The sequence below is a fragment of the Pseudomonas fluorescens group sp. genome (assembly GCF_020093335.1).
In the GTDB taxonomy this organism is placed as follows: domain Bacteria; phylum Pseudomonadota; class Gammaproteobacteria; order Pseudomonadales; family Pseudomonadaceae; genus Aquipseudomonas; species Aquipseudomonas petroselini.
Genome location: NZ_JAIOKW010000033.1, coordinates 22,676 through 36,947 on the forward strand (window position 1 = coordinate 22,676; position 14,272 = coordinate 36,947).

Below are 14,272 nucleotides of genomic sequence, written 5' to 3' on the forward strand. Positions count from 1 at the left end.
TGGCTTGTGGTGTCCTGGGACGCACTATAGATTGGCGTTCACGCAATAAAAATTGGCGTTTGCCCACATGCTCAATGCAGCCACGCACTATTCCATTGACTACCCTGACCTGTCGCTGATCCTCGCCCTGGTGCGCGGCGGTACCCTGGCGCGGGCGGCGACGTTATTGCGCGTGGATGTGTCTACGGTGTTCCGTGCAGTGCGGCGCCTGGAGGCGGCGTTGGGCCAGACGCTGTTTGAAAAAAGCCGCGCCGGTTACCTGCCCACGAGCCTGGCGAGCCACCTGGCGCAGCAGGCGGAATGTGCCGAACAAGCGCTGCAAGCGGCGCGCATCGGTGTGGAACAGGGCGGTGAGGTGATCAGCGGCACGGTGCGCCTGACCTGTACCGACTCGGTGCTGCAAGGTTTGCTGTTGCCGGCCCTGGCGCAGTTCATGCCGCAGTACCCGGCGCTGACCTTGGAGCTGAGCACGTCGAATGATTTCGCCAACCTCAGCCGCCGCGATGCGGATATTGCCTTGCGCCTCACCCGCGCGCCGCCGGAGCATCTGGTTGGCCGCCGTTTGGGCGGCGTGGCCTATCGGGTGTGCGCCAGCCCAGGGTTGGCAAGCCAATACGCGGGCCGGGAGTGGGCGGACCTGCCTTGGATCGCCCCGGATGATTTCCTGCCCGATCATCCCACAGTGGCCTGGCGCCGCGAGCACCTGCCCGGCGTGCGCTTGAGTTATCGCTGCAACAGTATGCAGTCGGTCACCGAGTTGGTACGGGCGGGGTTGGGCGTGGCGGCGTTGCCCGACTTTCTAGTCGACGACGGCCTGCAACCGCTGGGCCCCGCGTTGGCGGGGCACGATACGGCGCTGTGGTTGCTTACGCGCCCTGACTGCCGGGCGTTGCGCTCGGTGGTGACACTGTTTGATGAGCTGAGTGGGCATGTGCGCTTGCCTTAGGTTTTTCGCACAAAGTGCTCATGCATTTCGCACGTCAGGCTTTCGATATGTTCTGTCAGCTGTTTGGTCATTTCCGTGAGCCGGGTGTTCTGTTCCAGCAGTTCCAGCAACTGTTTGGTGGTCTGCGCGGCCTGGGCCTGGCGTTCGGTGTTGGCAACGGCCAGCGCTTCGCGGTGCTGCGCGTCGGCGTCGGACTGGGCTTTGTCGCGAGCGGCCTGGCGCGTCTGGGCCAGCAGGATCAAGGGCGCGGCATAGGCCGATTGCAGGCTGAAGGCCAGGTTGAGCAGGATGAACGGGTACACGTCGAAATGCGTGATGCCGGTGATGTTCAGTACCACCCACAGCACCACAATGGCGGTTTGCGCACCGAGGAACGTGGGCGTACCGAAGAAGCGTGCGAAGGCTTCGGCCTTGAGGGCAAAGGTGTCGTTACCGAAGGTCGGCGCCAAATGGGCGTGGCGGCGGTGGAAGCGCAGGTGGTCGACGGGGGCGGCTTCGGGCTTTTCTGAGGTCATGGCGGGCTCGGGTGCTCAACAAATAGACAGTTGTGCACTATAGACCGAGCCCCCGGCTGCCCGCATGAAGATCGGGTCAGTTGGCCCCACGTTCATTGGCAAACGCACTCACCGCCTGCACAGCCTCGCTGGTACCTGCGCGGATCTGCAGGATCACCGTACCGGCGCGATCGGCCAGGTCGAGACCTTGTGCGGCGCGGTCGCGGGTGCCGTCCATGCTGTGGATGGCCTGGCGGGTTTCGTCCTGGATCATTGCGATCATGCTGGAAATTTCCGTCGTGGAGCCGCTGGTGCGTGCTGCCAGTTGCCGGACTTCATCAGCCACCACGGCAAACCCGCGACCTTGTTCGCCTGCCCGCGCCGCTTCAATGGCGGCGTTGAGTGCCAGCAGGTTGGTCTGGTCGGCGATGCCCCGAATGGTGTTGACGATGGCGGTGATTTGCTGCGAACGCTCACCCAGCTTGGCGATCAGTTGCGAGGAGCCATCAATGTCCGCGGCAATGTCGCGCATGCCGCTGGCTGTTTGCTGGATCACCTCGGCACCTTTTTCGGCGATGTCCCGCGTGTTCAGGGAGATGTGGTACGCCTGGGCGGCGCTGGCGGCGTCGGCCGCATGTTGTTGCACCGTGGCGGTGATATCCGAGGCGAATTTCACCACTTTGCACAGGCGCCCACTGGCGTCGTACACCGGGTTGTAGTTGGCTTCAAGCCATACGGTCCGGCCGTTTTTATCGACCCGCTCGAACTGGCCGCTGAACAATTCGCCCTGGTTCAGGCGTCGCCAGAAGTCGCTGTAGGCCGAACTGCCGGCCAGTTCCGCAGTGCAGAACAGGCGGTGATGCTGGCCCTGGATCTGCGCCAAGGTGTAACCCATGCGCTGCAGAAAGTTTGCGTTGGCCGTGATGATGGTGCCGTCGAGGTTGAATTCGATCACCGCCATGGCACGCCCGATGGCCTCCAGTTTGGCATTGGCTTCACTTTCCGCCTGCAGGCGTGGGGTGACGTCCATCGCGTACTTCACCACTTTTATCACCTGGCCGGCGTCATTTCGCACCGGGTTGTAGCTGGCTTCCAGCCACACCGATTGGCCATTGCCGGCCACTCGTTCAAAGGTGCCGGACTGGAACTGGCCATTGCGCAGGTTCGACCACAACTGGTTGTACTCGGCGCTGCGAGCGAACGCCGGGGTGCAGAACATGCGGTGGGACTGGCCCTCCACCTGCTCGGCGCGGTAGTTCATGGTCTGCAGGAAGTTGGCATTGGCGCGCAGGACATTGCCGTGCAGGTCGAATTCGATCACCGCCATGGCGCGCTCGATGGCCTCCAGCAGGCTGGCCTGTTGGGCGACGGTGTGTTGCAGGGTGTTGATGGTTTGTTTATGGGTGTTGAATAACATGGTCGGGTGCTCGGGCAAGCGACTGCTGGAGTTTCCTTGGGTATGCGCCTGCCCCCGTAAGGCATACGCCATACGGTTGACTTGCTCATTGTCAGCTTCCTTGTGCCGACAGAACGGGGTGGAACAACGGGTTCAGAGTGATCAGCCTGACGGGAAGTTCGCCCCAGGGGCAGGACCTTTTTTGGGCAGGCGACCAATGGTGGCATTATGCTGCTGCCTGGGGTGCAGGACGCACTATTCAGACGAGCAGTTATCGGACAACGTCAAGCGGAATAGGCGACCTTGTCGTCACTTACGCTGACCCGGTTGCGCCCGGTGTCTTTGGCGGCATACAGCGCCCGGTCCGCGGCATTGAGCCACATGGCGGCATTGGTAAAGGACGGCTGGAACCCCGCCAGGCCGATGCTCAGGCTCACGCGCAGTTCCGGGATCTGTGGGTTGCGGTAATTGCTGAAGGTTTCACGCATGCGCTCCATGACCTGGGCGGCTTGTTCCAGCGGCATTTGTGGAAGAATCACACAGAATTCATCGCCTCCGTAACGCCCGGCCAGGTCGTTTTCCCGCAGGTTGCGCCGCAACTCCAGGCTTAGTTGCCGCAGTACCGCGTCGCCGACGATATGCCCGTGGGTGTCATTGATTCGCTTGAAGTGATCGATATCGATCAAGGCGATGGTGGCATGGCTTTGCTGTTGCTGGCACTTGTGGAACTTGAGGTGCAGCAGGTCTTTCCACGAACCGTGATTGAGCAGGCCGGTGAGGCTATCGATACGGCTCAGGGCGCTGAGAGCTCGCTTGTGTTCCGACAGTTTGATCGCCAGTTGATAGCAGACCATGCCGATGGCCATGGGGTAGAGCGTGAGCATGGGCAGGCAGGCGTAAACCTCAACCAGGCTGACCGACGGGTTGAAGTGCAGGCCGAACACCACAGCGCCGATAGCGGCGCCGAGTACTTGGGCCAGTGCGCCGCGTATCAGCAGGCGCTTACCACCGGCAGCGACGTTGTTCATGGCGACCATCGACAGCAAGGTCACGGTGGTCAGCGGTGTAAATTGCAGCGTCGCGGCCCAGAACCCACTGAACAGTGCGTCATACAGCAGGTTGCGTTGCTCGGCGTCATAGGGGTATTTGGAGCGGGTTGCCCATTGATACGCCACGTGTGGCCAGACGAAAGCATTGATCAATAACAGCGCCCAGAGCCAACCCGGCATCGCGAGCGGGTACAGGGCCGCTATCACGCTGATACAGCACATGGCTGTGCCGATAATCCTTGGCCTGTAGATACGCCTGGCAAAGGAAAGCCCTTTGCCTTGTCTGTTTTCCATAAATTCCTGGGTCAGCTCTTTTTTGCAGATACGACGACACATGTTCGTGGGCTTCACCGCTGATCGGAGAATGCCCACGAATATTGTCAATTATTCGCGGGGGAATAATCAGTGTCCTTCCAGGCCATTTGCGCAAAACAGAGGGCGAATGCGTCAAAAACGACCTGGGACGTCGCTCGTGCAACGGCTTTTTACGGCTGGCCCGGTGCTTTGACTTCGTAGCCGGCCAGGAACAGGTCGATGGCCGACTCGATTACGCTGGCTTGGCTGGCCGCATCCAGGGTCGGTTGCCCAAGGGTAATCTGTGGCCAGAAGGCAAACGCCTTGAGCAGGCTTTGGATCTGGTGGGCGGCAAAGGCCGGGTCACTGCAGTTGAGCCGGCCATCTTCCTGGGCGGCACGCACCCATTGGGTAAACCCTTCTTCGCGTTGGCTCAGGCGGGTGACCATGTCCTGCGCACGTTCCGGCGAATGGATGGTGGCAGCGATAGCGACCCTGGCGAGGTCGAGGAAATTCACGTCCGACATCATCTTCATCTTTGCTTCCAGCAACCCCCGCAATTGTTCGCGCAACGGGCGGTCGCTGGCGTAGCTGACGTCGAGCTGTGCAACACTGCTGGCCCAGAGTTTGTGGAGGATTTCGGCGAACAGTTCTTCCTTGCTGGGGAAGTGGTTGTACACCGTACGCTTGGAAACGCCGGCGGTGGCGGCGATCTTGTCCATGCTGGTGACCTCGAAACCGTTTGCGCGAAACTCGGCAATGGCCGCTGCCACGATGGCTTCGCGCTTGCGGTCGGTGAGGCGTTGAGGGGCAGTCATGGGTGGCGTTCGGCTCTTCAAGGAAATTACACTCGGCAGTTTACTTGCTCCGGATTTTGTTGCAATCTTGAAACTACACTGTGCAGTGTAACTTATAAGCGATCCGTAGGAGTCACCCGGTAATGGCCACGATCTCGTCCCGTGTCGATTCTTCGCCAGCAGCGCCCAGGCACGATCAGGCGCATTTCAGCAAAGAGCCTCCCGTGCAGCACGGAGGCTTTGGCAAGACCTTGCGTATTTTCTGGAACATGCTGTTCAACAAACCACGCAGTACACGGCCGGTGGGGCAGATCCCGGTGCAATCGCTGACCCGCGAGCAATTACTGGCCGCCCCGGATCACAGCGTGTTCCGCCTCGGGCATTCGACGGTTTTGCTGAAAATGCGCGGTAAATTCTGGGTCACCGACCCGGTATTCGCCGAGCGTGCCTCACCGTTCAGTTGGGCCGGTCCCAAGCGCTTCCACCAGCCGCCCATCAGTCTTGAAGCGCTGCCACCGTTGGAAGCGGTGATTCTTTCCCACAACCATTACGACCACCTTGACCGCAAGGCTGTCGTTCAATTGGCCGAGAAAACCCGCTGTTTTCTTGCGCCGTTGGGTGTCGGTGACCTGCTGGTGAAGTGGGGGGTGGAGGCCAGCAAAGTGCGCCAGTTGGATTGGTGGCAGGGCACTGAGGTGGACGGTATTCGGTTTGTCGCGACACCTGCGCAGCATTTTTCCGGACGCGGGCTGTTTGATGCCAACCAGACCCTGTGGTGTTCCTGGGTGATGATCGACGGGGCGCGGCGGATCTTTTTCAGCGGCGATACCGGTTACTTCGACGGCTTTAAACGTATCGGTGAACAGTACGGCCCCTTTGACCTGACGCTGATGGAAACAGGTGCTTACAACGTCGATTGGCCCCATGTGCATATGCAACCTGAGCAAACCCTGCAAGCCCATATCGACCTCAAGGGGCGCTGGCTGCTGCCGATTCACAACGGTACCTTCGACCTGGCGTTCCATGCCTGGCACGAACCGTTTGACCGGATCATGGCGCTGGCCTGGGAGCGCAACGTGTCGATTACCACACCGCCGATGGGGCAGGCATTCAGCTTGAACCAGCCTGAGCGTGGGTATGCGTGGTGGCTGGAGGTGGAAACACAAGGTGCGCAAGAGCACTTGGCTGGCTGACGACTGGGCTGGCAGTCGGAAGACGCGTCGGAAAAAGGAGTTTTCCGGGTGTTTCCAAGCAGTTCCAGGCCTCGGATGAGGGTGCGATGATCCTTCGGAAAGTCATCTTCCGGAGGGCTGTCCACATGGACATCAAGTGTAGGAAAATTTGGCTGCTGGGCGTGCCTTGTCGACCGGGCTCACCTTCGCCGCCACCGTCATCTTCGCCGGCGGAGATAGCAGGTCTGGCGACAGTGCCACCCACTCCCTCCGTCGATACACCCGCCCCGAGCGGTACCGCTTTCGGGACGGCCCCCGGTGGCGACAAACGCCCCGCGGGCGGCATCCCGATTCCAGGGTATGACGCGCCTGCCCTGCCCGTGAAACCTGTGCGTGACCCATCGCTGTCGCTGATTGCCTTAAGCGGCATCGATCCTTCGGGGCCGGTGATGGTGGAGGTGCCTTTGGTGCAGAACAACACCACCTTCACGGCAGACCGGAGAACGACTGGGCTGTGCGTGGGGGTTGCAGAACGGTACGAGCACGGCAATGACCACGAACGTATTGAGCACCGTGCGCTCTTTACGCTGGCGCTGGAAACCCTTCGTCTGGCTGGGCTGACACTGGTGCCGGTGCCTGCACAGCGAGCGGATGACTCCCTGAGGTTCGATCTGCACACCCGCAATGAAATCGACACGCTAATGAGTCAATACCGCTTGGATGCGCTGGTGTCCGACAGTCAAAGCGCTGCGTTCCATGCGGCGTGCTGGACGGGTTACCCAAGGCTTGGCGAGCCGCTCGGGGACGGTTCAACGCTGTGGTTCTATGGCGCGCGATCTTCCAAGGATTTACTGCCGATTCTGGTGCGGGTGTACCGCAATGCTCGGCGCCTGACACCGGTACAGGCCGGGCTACTCGACGTGTTGACTAATCCCACGGTGTAAGCGACGTGCGTCGCAATGCTGGGAGGACGAGAGGTTTTTAGACTGGGGCATGGATCGATGTGGGTCCTTCGTCGTTTCTGACTCCCTGAAGAGGTCTTATGTTCTCTATTGCGTATGGTCTGGGCTCGATTGCCCAGCTGGCCCTGCAGTCCATTGCCGGCGACTACTTACCTGCGGCCTCCAAGCCAGTCGCCCCCGGTACCGAATACCTCAGTGTCAATGAGCTTGGCAGGCAAATGGCCCGGCCGGGTGGGCTCACCTCGGTCGATCTGGTCAGTTTCCTGCAAGAGCGGATTCGCAGGCTGGACCCTCAACTGAGGTCTGTTATCGAACTCAACCCTGAAGCGCTTGAGGCTGCGCGCGAGTTGGATCGCGAGCGAGCCAGCGGCAAGGTGCGCGGGCCACTGCATGGTATTCCCATTTTGCTCAAGGACACCCTCGAAACCACAGGCATGCAAACCAGTGCAGGTGCGTTTGGGCTTGTGGGGGCAAGTGCCGGCAAGAATGCCCCGTTGGTGGATTACCTGATCAAGCAGGGCGCGGTCATCTTGGGTAAAACCAACATGAGTGAAATGGCCGGGTTTCGTGGAGGCCCCGATGGCTGGAGCAGCCGGGGCGGGCAAACCCGTAACCCGCATCATTCGGATGCCGACGTCGGGGGCTCCAGTTCCGGCTCTGCCGCCGCAGTCGCGGCAGGGTTGGCGCCCTTGGCGGTGGGGGCTGAAACCAATGGTTCGATCATTGTGCCGGCCGCCCGCAATGGTGTGGTGGGGCTCAAACCCAGCGTCGGCCTGCTGGACCGCAACGGGATTATTCCCGCGAGCCAGCACCAGGACACGCCAGGCCCGATGGCTCGCTCGGTAATGGATGCTGCGTTGATGCTCAATGCCATGTCAGGCAGCGATCCCCAGGACACGGCGAGTGTGGGCGCGCCCCAAGGCATTGATTACACAAAGCTATTGGTTCCAGGTGCGTTGAAGGGCAAGCGTATCGGTTACCTTGCGACGTTTTCCAAAGAGGGTGAAACCCTGCCCGTGGTGAACAGTGCGCAATTCAGTCGGACACTCGAGGTGCTTCGCGAGCAAGGCGCGGTACTGGTGCCCGTCAACATGCGCCTGGCCGATGCTTCACGCTATGACGAGTTGTTGTTCTCGGACGCGAAAGAAGAACTCAATGCTTACTTGGCCAATCGCTCGGGACTACCGGTCAGATCACTGACCGAACTCATCAGGTTCAACGATGAACGTGATGGCGCCAACGAGGATCATCAACCACTACTCAAGGAAATCAGTGCCTCAACCCTGACGCCGGAGCAGCGTCAGCCACTGTGGGACGCGCTCATCCAGGATTTCCGCAGCGCCATAGATGACCCGATCAAATCGGAAAACCTGGACGTCATGGTGTCGGATTTCGAGACAAACAGTTACTTCGGTGTCGCGGCAGCCGGCTACCCAGGGATCGCCGTACCTTCCGGGACGGATGAGGACGGTTTACCCACCAGTGCCTATTTTTTCGGCACTCGCTGGGCTGAACCTACCTTGTTGGCAGTGGCCCATGGGTATGAGCAGGCCGCCCAGGTGGCAATCAAACCTGGGTTTTGACCGGCCATCCCAGTACATCGCAAAGGGAGCGTCGGGCGCTGTTGTGGGCACTGGGCTCGGTTGAAGGAAGGTCGAACCGACGCACACTCATTCCCCACCCCGGCGCAAAGCCCGGAAAAAACACCAGCCCCTCAGCCTCCAGCCTGAACGCCAATGCCAGGCGGGTTTCATCGCCCACGTCGCCCTGGCTTTCGAAGTGCTGAACCGCTTGCGCCGTCACGCCCGCCAACCGGGCCAGGTCTTCGGTGCTCCAGCCCAGCATCGCGCGGGCCTGCACGCTGTGCTTGGCGGTGAATTGATGCAGGACGATCTGCTGTTCTACAAAAGAGCTCATTGCCAGAGAGGACATGGTTTTCTCCAGGATTCGACGGGGGAGGGCAAACTATACTGTGTTTTTGTACAGTTGTTTTGACCGCTCATCAACTGGATGTTTAATCAGCCGTTACTCCACCCCCGGCGCCTCCCGGATAATCAGGTGATCCAGGTTCTCGATGTTCGCGCTGAACACCCCGAACGTCTGTTCGGGTTTTTTTGTGCTCGGTACGTGTTTCAACGCCGGCGTCACCCCGTAGAAGAAGCAATACAGCTCTCGCTCACTGTCCACCGCCGCCTTGATCTGCTCCAGGAAAGCCTTGCGCTTGCGGTAAGTGTCGATGAGTTTTTTGCTCAGGTAGACGTTGACCGAATAGGGCTTTTTGTCGAGCCACACCTTCTTCTCGAAGTCGATGCGAAAGCTGCTGGTGTAGTCCTTGATCGCCTTGATCTTGCCCCAGTAGATCAGGCCCTTGTTGTCTTGCAGGTATTCGATTTTCTTGAAAAACGTCCAGTAGGTCGCGGTGTGGTCGCCAATCTTCAGCGGCATCGCCTTGAGCTTGTCCTTGTCGTCGATATTCGACACATAGCATTCCACCGGGTGGGCGAAGACGCTGGTTTTGTCCGGGGTGGTGTCGTGGGTGCTGTGGGGCGCAGAGCTACGGTTTGAAGGCGCTTTCGCTGGCTCGCGTGGGGCACTTCCCTCAGCCCCGGCAAGCGGGGCCTTACGTTCGTATTGACGGCGCGTGAGTACAAATTCCGAGGGGAAGTTGTCTTCACGCTCGTCGTCACCTTCACCGGTCGCGGTCTTGTGGGTGCTGGCGTAACGGCAGCCGTCGATATGCTGGGTGCTGGTCTTGTTCTTGAAATGGGGCGTGCGCTGATAGTTAACGTTCTTCGCGTTGAAGGTGCTCAGCGTATTGCCCGTATCGAACGCCGCACGGCAGGCCTCGTTGGGGCAGAGGAAGCTGTCCTTGTCGGAATCGAAGTCGGCGGTTTCGTCGAAATTCAGGTCTCGTACGTCGTAGATCGACAGCTTGTCGTCGAGACTCAGGCTGTAGGCCGTGTCGAATTTCATGGGGCTCGGGTCCGTGAGAAGTTTCGCTATTAATAGCGGGATCCCGCGCAAATATCAGCAAGAAACTGCAACCCTTCGGCCGCTCAAGAAGCACAGCGTTCCACCGACCGCCGTCAGCGCCCCCAATGCATAGAACATGCTGGCTGGCGCCGCATTGATCAGCAAATACCCACACATCACCGGGCTCATTGCCCCGCCAAACGCGGCCAGGTTTTGCGCACCGTAATAACTGCCGCGCAGGGCATCGGGAGCAATGGTGTCGATAAACAGAAACTCCGAGGGGTAGATGATCATCTCGCCCAAGGTGAATACGAACATCGCCAGGCACCAAGTGACCAGGCTGTCGGCCAGGCTGAACCCGATCAGCCCGACAATGAACAGCAAGGTGCCGAGCACGATCCAGTAACGCAGTTGCTCACGCTTGAGAAACCGCCCGATCTGGTACTGCATCAAGATCACGGTGATGGCGTTGCAGGCCAGCACCGCAGACAGAATCTTCAACGCCTAGTGAACCACCGGTATGCGATCCATCGCGACAAGGCCACCTTCGTCAATTACGACAGCCAGTCCGCCTCGGCCTCGCAAGTCGAAGCCGTCGCCATCCTGATCCTCACCGGCCGCTTCCTCGGCTTCCTGCCCGAACACTACGCCGCGCCACTGGTAAGGGAAGGGCGCCTGCGCGCACTGTGCCCGGAGCACGTTCACCTGAGCACCGCCTTCAACCTCATCCTGCGCCATAACGCCCCGCGCAGCCCGATGGTAAAAGCCTTCGCCACAGCCCTGGGCGTAGACCTCAAAGCCACGACATAACACTCAAGCCAAACACCGTCCCTCCGAGCGACAGAGATCAACTGTGGGAGCTGTCGAGCTTCAGCGAGGCTGCGAAGGGATCGACTCGGTTTCCCTGTCGAGCCCACGACCTCATATCGCATCTCTACGGACCGTTATCGTGTTCAACGCGGATAGCCGATTTGTTAGCGAATTTCAGAGTGCATTAGCGTTTTCCTGATAGTAGGAAGCAACAAGCAGCTATCAGGAGGGGTGAATTGGATGATTGACCCCTAGCCCCCCATGCTAGTGCGCTAAGAATAGACAGTCGTCGGACGGTTGCCATAGAGCTATGCAATAGAGCATCCTCGATCTATCATTCTTCTTGGTCTTTCCCTACCCAGAGAGGTGTTCTCTATGTCTTTTGGAACCATCTTTACTAACAATCGGACGCAAAATATCCGCATCCCTGCCGACATGCGTTTTCCTGCGGGAGTGAAAACTGTCGAGGTCCGTGCTGTAGGGAGAGAGCTGATCATTTCGCCTGTGGAAAACACTTGGGACAGCTTTTTTCTTGCCAGTGAATCGGTATCTGAGGATTTCATGGAGGAGCGCGCCGATCAAACCCAGCAAGAACGAGAGTCCTTTGATGATTAAGTACATGCTTGATACCAACATCGTGATCTACATCATCAAGCGTCGGCCGATTGAGATACTGGAGAAATTCAACGCCAACGTAGGGCGCATGGTTATCTCCTCAATCACCCTCGCAGAGCTGATGCATGGCGCAGAAAAGAGTCAGCTTGTAGAAAAAAACACGCGCGCCGTGGAAGACTTCTCTTCCCGGCTCGATGTCCTTAGCTACGACGACAAGGCGGCTTTTCACTACGGCTCGATCCGTTCAGACCTGGAGAAAAAGGGCACGCCTATTGGCGTCAATGACCTACACATTGCCGGGCACGCTAGAAGCTCAGGCTTGGTGTTGGTGACTAACAATGAGGGTGAGTTCAAGCGCGTAAATGGCTTGATTGTGGAGAACTGGATAGGCGCCTAGCGAGTATCTGCCAACCCCACCCGTATCACCGCTTCAACCGAGCCCGCTTCTTCTTCGCATGAAAATGCCGAAAATGCGCATCCTGCGCCGCCGCCAACAACTCCCGATCCCCACGCGTATCGCCCCAGGCCCGCAGCCGATACTCGCCCAAATCCCCATACACCGCTTCAAGTCGCAGCACCTTGTTCTCACACCGGCAGTTATTCCCGGTGAGCTTACCGGTCAGCACCCCATCCACCACCTCAAGCTCAGTCCCGATCAACTTGATCCCAAGACGATCGGCAAACGGCTGCAACACCAACGCCGGCGACGCCGAACACAGCGTCACCACCGCCCCCGAACCCAACTCCTGCTCCACCGACAGCACGCCGGCCGGGCGCATCAACCGCGCCCAATTGCGCTGGCAATACTCCTCGGCCTTCTGCTGCACCCACGCCTTCTCCACCCCGGTCATAAAGGTGCGGATCAACTGCGCCTTCAACTCATCCCGGCTGATCTGCTGCAACAAAAAGCGCAGACCTGGCACCGCCAGCTTGACCATCCGGCCATAAAACTCACCGGTGCCAAAGGCGAACTTGAGGAACGGCACGAAACTGTCGTGGTGGGTGAGGGTGCCGTCGAAGTCAAAGACGGAGAGTACTTTGGCGTCAGCGGGGCCGGCTTCGAGCATGTCTGGGTTCACGGGGTGGCCTCGGTCCTATCTAGTATTTTTTGAGTGTGCATCAGGTGTGACAGCAGGAGTTTACTCCCGTGCCAATCTTCCGACTTTGGCGTAAAGCCCCTCGGTGAAGGCATCCCGGTCACTCGACCGGTGACAACGCTGATGGCAATTGGGGCACAAGGCTACAGCATTGGAGATGCGATCCGAACCCTTCTGGGCGAGGTGCTTGACGTGATGTACTTCAAGAAATGGCAAACCGTCGACTTCAAAAGGCGCGTTTGAGCCGCAGCCTTCGCAGATGCCTTTGGCTTCTTTCAACACCCAGGCGCGGACCTTTGGATCACGGACGAAGGCCGTGCTGACGGTCGATACCTTCTGGGGCTGGGCAATGCCGTCCGGTAGTTGAGTGAAAGGTTGCTGCTGCAGTTTGGACGCACGGCGGATAAGCGTTTGCTCATCCGCTGTTTGGGCGGCGTCGTCGGATTCGAATACACCCTGTGCGGCGAGGGCCTGGCGGATACGTTGCTCTACGCCTGTGCCCACGTTCTTTGCAGGCTTATAGCCTTCTATGCGGTCCCAGCCCATACGCACAAGCACGGTGGAAATGTTTTGCATGCGGAACTCGATGGAGCCCTTTGCACGGCCTGCCACCGGGCCTTCACGCAGAAGGCGGTTTTCGATCGCTTTGTTGAAAGGTTGGCCGCTCTTTTCCCAGGCCAACATCTTTAAGTACGCTTCGACCGCTGCTGCCAATTCCGTGTCGTTCCAGTCCGTTTTGTCTTTCGTAATATCCATACAGCCGCCGAGGGTAGAAAACCCTCGGACGATACTGAGTAGCCATTATGGCGTCTACGAAATTTCCTACGCTTAGGTGGGATTCGGCGGTCGTCTGCGTTAGTAGATTCGCTGTTTCATTCGGAAGAAAGGTTGAGTGAGCTTGCGCCACCACTGTGTCCTTGCTGACTCTTTCCGATAGGTTCGATTGACCAATAGATATGGCATGTCTCGAAGGCGAATCCAGCCTTCATCCTGCCAGTGCAGCAGGTTCAGCGACATTTCCGGCCAGTCCAACATGCTTAACAGCGGCCGCTCCGCTGTTCGCGGCTGACGTTCATCCCGCAATGTTGGAACGACTTCATGGGTGAGCCAGCTACGCAGTAGGCGATTCCCTGGCGTGTAGTGATAGACCAGCAGCGCATAAGCACCTGACTCGCTGATCAGCAGCATTTCTTCCCACGACCGTGGAACAAAATGTTTACAGTTCTTCGTTGGTCCTCATCGAGCTTACGAGTTGTTCGCTCATCCAAATACCAGCCCATCAGGCGGCCAAGGTCACGAGCGCAGAACCAAGGTTGATTTTCTAGGAGGAGGGCATGCAGAGAAAGGTTGTGACGCGAAAAGACGGTAGGAACTAAGGTATCACGCATGGAGCACCTCCAGGATTGGAGGCATTTGAAGGTCGGTACGTACGCAGCAGATAACCTTCTCGACGAAGGTGAGAATTCTAGGCATTTCCGTTACCTCTGTGTGATGTCAGCTTTCTTAGGGCTGGGTGCCGGGAGTTAAGAAACCCCACACAGAGGGCCGGACATATTCCCCTTTCGGGTCTTGTATTAGCCCACTCCCGGCATAACAGAGATTTTCGATGCCCACGGGGAAACCGCAGGCACAAAAAAGCCGCTACTGTCGGGTGCGGTCAGTCCGCT

Annotated in this window: 14 protein-coding genes and 3 pseudogenes; 7 read left to right on the forward strand and 10 right to left on the reverse strand. The window is 58.9% G+C overall.

What is annotated here, in order from left to right; translation table 11 throughout:
• Positions 1 to 67 precede the first annotated feature (67 nt).
• Positions 68 to 946 carry a LysR family transcriptional regulator gene (locus tag K7431_RS24405; RefSeq protein ID WP_015885499.1) on the forward strand — a complete coding sequence of 293 codons (879 nt, stop codon included), beginning with the start codon at positions 68 to 70 and terminating at the stop codon, positions 944 to 946.
• On the opposite strand, the gene K7431_RS24410 is transcribed toward K7431_RS24405, so the two are convergent.
• The 4 genes from K7431_RS24410 to K7431_RS24425 all read right to left on the reverse strand — a co-directional run bounded on the left by K7431_RS24410 (position 943) and on the right by K7431_RS24425 (position 4,997).
• The gene (locus tag K7431_RS24410) at positions 943 to 1,461 is read right to left on the reverse strand and encodes a DUF1003 domain-containing protein (protein ID WP_015885498.1); all 519 of its coding nucleotides are present in this window, start codon (positions 1,459 to 1,461) and stop codon (positions 943 to 945) included. The two genes, K7431_RS24405 and K7431_RS24410, sit on opposite strands and share 4 nt — an antisense overlap.
• A 76-nt stretch (positions 1,462 to 1,537) precedes the next feature.
• Positions 1,538 to 2,857 (reverse strand): methyl-accepting chemotaxis protein, encoded by a 1,320-nt coding sequence (locus K7431_RS24415; RefSeq protein WP_015885497.1) that lies wholly within the window; start codon positions 2,855 to 2,857, stop codon positions 1,538 to 1,540.
• A gap of 263 nt (positions 2,858 to 3,120) precedes the next feature.
• A complete protein-coding gene (locus K7431_RS24420) occupies positions 3,121 to 4,179 on the reverse strand; it encodes a diguanylate cyclase (RefSeq protein WP_015885496.1) in 1,059 nt (352 codons plus the stop codon).
• A 191-nt stretch (positions 4,180 to 4,370) separates the two neighbouring features.
• Positions 4,371 to 4,997, reverse strand: coding sequence for a TetR/AcrR family transcriptional regulator (locus tag K7431_RS24425; protein WP_015885495.1), 627 nt, complete (start codon positions 4,995 to 4,997; stop codon positions 4,371 to 4,373).
• Positions 4,998 to 5,119: 122 nt separating this feature from the next.
• Between K7431_RS24425 and K7431_RS24430 the strand changes: the two genes are divergently transcribed.
• The 3 genes from K7431_RS24430 (at position 5,120) to K7431_RS24440 (ending at position 8,693) form a co-directional block, all read left to right on the forward strand.
• Entirely contained in the window at positions 5,120 to 6,169 is a 1,050-nt protein-coding gene (locus K7431_RS24430) for an MBL fold metallo-hydrolase (protein ID WP_015885494.1), read from the forward strand.
• Positions 6,170 to 6,537: 368 nt separating this feature from the next.
• Entirely contained in the window at positions 6,538 to 7,092 is a 555-nt protein-coding gene (locus K7431_RS24435; RefSeq protein ID WP_148270935.1) for a hypothetical protein, read from the forward strand.
• 98 nt (positions 7,093 to 7,190) lie between these two features.
• Complete coding sequence (locus K7431_RS24440; protein ID WP_015885492.1) at positions 7,191 to 8,693, forward strand: amidase family protein; 1,503 nt, start codon at positions 7,191 to 7,193, stop codon at positions 8,691 to 8,693.
• Here K7431_RS24440 and K7431_RS24445 read toward each other — a convergent pair.
• The 3 genes and pseudogenes from K7431_RS24445 to K7431_RS24455 all read right to left on the reverse strand — a co-directional run.
• On the reverse strand, positions 8,677 to 9,042 hold the full coding sequence (locus K7431_RS24445) for a helix-turn-helix transcriptional regulator (RefSeq protein WP_015885491.1): 366 nt from the start codon (positions 9,040 to 9,042) through the stop codon (positions 8,677 to 8,679). The two genes, K7431_RS24440 and K7431_RS24445, sit on opposite strands and share 17 nt — an antisense overlap.
• A 93-nt stretch (positions 9,043 to 9,135) precedes the next feature.
• Positions 9,136 to 10,083 (reverse strand): hypothetical protein, encoded by a 948-nt coding sequence (locus K7431_RS24450; RefSeq protein ID WP_043205784.1) that lies wholly within the window; start codon positions 10,081 to 10,083, stop codon positions 9,136 to 9,138.
• 54 nt (positions 10,084 to 10,137) lie between these two features.
• Positions 10,138 to 10,587, reverse strand: a pseudogene (locus K7431_RS24455) (MFS transporter); the annotation flags it as partial.
• Here K7431_RS24455 and K7431_RS24460 point away from each other — a divergent pair.
• The 3 genes and pseudogenes from K7431_RS24460 to vapC form a co-directional block, all read left to right on the forward strand.
• A pseudogene (locus K7431_RS24460) lies at positions 10,588 to 10,893 on the forward strand (LysR substrate-binding domain-containing protein); the annotation flags it as partial.
• A 375-nt stretch (positions 10,894 to 11,268) separates the two neighbouring features.
• Positions 11,269 to 11,508, forward strand: a complete 240-nt coding sequence (vapB, locus tag K7431_RS24465) for a type II toxin-antitoxin system VapB family antitoxin (protein WP_043205782.1) — start codon at positions 11,269 to 11,271, stop codon at positions 11,506 to 11,508.
• Positions 11,501 to 11,905 (forward strand): type II toxin-antitoxin system tRNA(fMet)-specific endonuclease VapC, encoded by a 405-nt coding sequence (vapC, locus tag K7431_RS24470; protein WP_043205781.1) that lies wholly within the window; start codon positions 11,501 to 11,503, stop codon positions 11,903 to 11,905. Before vapB ends, vapC begins: the two co-directional genes overlap by 8 nt.
• A 25-nt stretch (positions 11,906 to 11,930) precedes the next feature.
• On the opposite strand, the gene K7431_RS24475 is transcribed toward vapC, so the two are convergent.
• From K7431_RS24475 to K7431_RS24485, 3 genes and pseudogenes are all read right to left on the reverse strand, one after another.
• Positions 11,931 to 12,575 carry an HAD-IB family hydrolase gene (locus K7431_RS24475; protein ID WP_043205780.1) on the reverse strand — a complete coding sequence of 215 codons (645 nt, stop codon included), beginning with the start codon at positions 12,573 to 12,575 and terminating at the stop codon, positions 11,931 to 11,933.
• A gap of 72 nt (positions 12,576 to 12,647) precedes the next feature.
• Positions 12,648 to 13,361, reverse strand: coding sequence for an HNH endonuclease (locus tag K7431_RS24480; RefSeq protein WP_015885488.1), 714 nt, complete (start codon positions 13,359 to 13,361; stop codon positions 12,648 to 12,650).
• Between the two features lie 99 nt (positions 13,362 to 13,460).
• Positions 13,461 to 13,993: pseudogene (locus K7431_RS24485) on the reverse strand (BRO-N domain-containing protein).
• Positions 13,994 to 14,272: the final 279 nt, after the last annotated feature.

What these genes read in the sequence shown, in the direction of transcription:
- K7431_RS24405 (WP_015885499.1), top strand. Translation starts at nt 68, where the DNA reads ATGCTCAATGCAGCCACGCACTATTCCATTGACTACCCTGACCTGTCG.
- K7431_RS24410 (WP_015885498.1), bottom strand. Translation starts at nt 1,461, where the DNA reads ATGACCTCAGAAAAGCCCGAAGCCGCCCCCGTCGACCACCTGCGCTTC.
- K7431_RS24415 (WP_015885497.1), bottom strand. Translation starts at nt 2,857, where the DNA reads ATGTTATTCAACACCCATAAACAAACCATCAACACCCTGCAACACACC.
- K7431_RS24420 (WP_015885496.1), bottom strand. Translation starts at nt 4,179, where the DNA reads ATGGAAAACAGACAAGGCAAAGGGCTTTCCTTTGCCAGGCGTATCTAC.
- K7431_RS24425 (WP_015885495.1), bottom strand. Translation starts at nt 4,997, where the DNA reads ATGACTGCCCCTCAACGCCTCACCGACCGCAAGCGCGAAGCCATCGTG.
- K7431_RS24430 (WP_015885494.1), top strand. Translation starts at nt 5,120, where the DNA reads ATGGCCACGATCTCGTCCCGTGTCGATTCTTCGCCAGCAGCGCCCAGG.
- K7431_RS24440 (WP_015885492.1), top strand. Translation starts at nt 7,191, where the DNA reads ATGTTCTCTATTGCGTATGGTCTGGGCTCGATTGCCCAGCTGGCCCTG.
- K7431_RS24445 (WP_015885491.1), bottom strand. Translation starts at nt 9,042, where the DNA reads ATGTCCTCTCTGGCAATGAGCTCTTTTGTAGAACAGCAGATCGTCCTG.
- K7431_RS24450 (WP_043205784.1), bottom strand. Translation starts at nt 10,083, where the DNA reads ATGAAATTCGACACGGCCTACAGCCTGAGTCTCGACGACAAGCTGTCG.
- vapB (WP_043205782.1), top strand. Translation starts at nt 11,269, where the DNA reads ATGTCTTTTGGAACCATCTTTACTAACAATCGGACGCAAAATATCCGC.
- vapC (WP_043205781.1), top strand. Translation starts at nt 11,501, where the DNA reads ATGATTAAGTACATGCTTGATACCAACATCGTGATCTACATCATCAAG.
- K7431_RS24475 (WP_043205780.1), bottom strand. Translation starts at nt 12,575, where the DNA reads ATGCTCGAAGCCGGCCCCGCTGACGCCAAAGTACTCTCCGTCTTTGAC.
- K7431_RS24480 (WP_015885488.1), bottom strand. Translation starts at nt 13,361, where the DNA reads ATGGATATTACGAAAGACAAAACGGACTGGAACGACACGGAATTGGCA.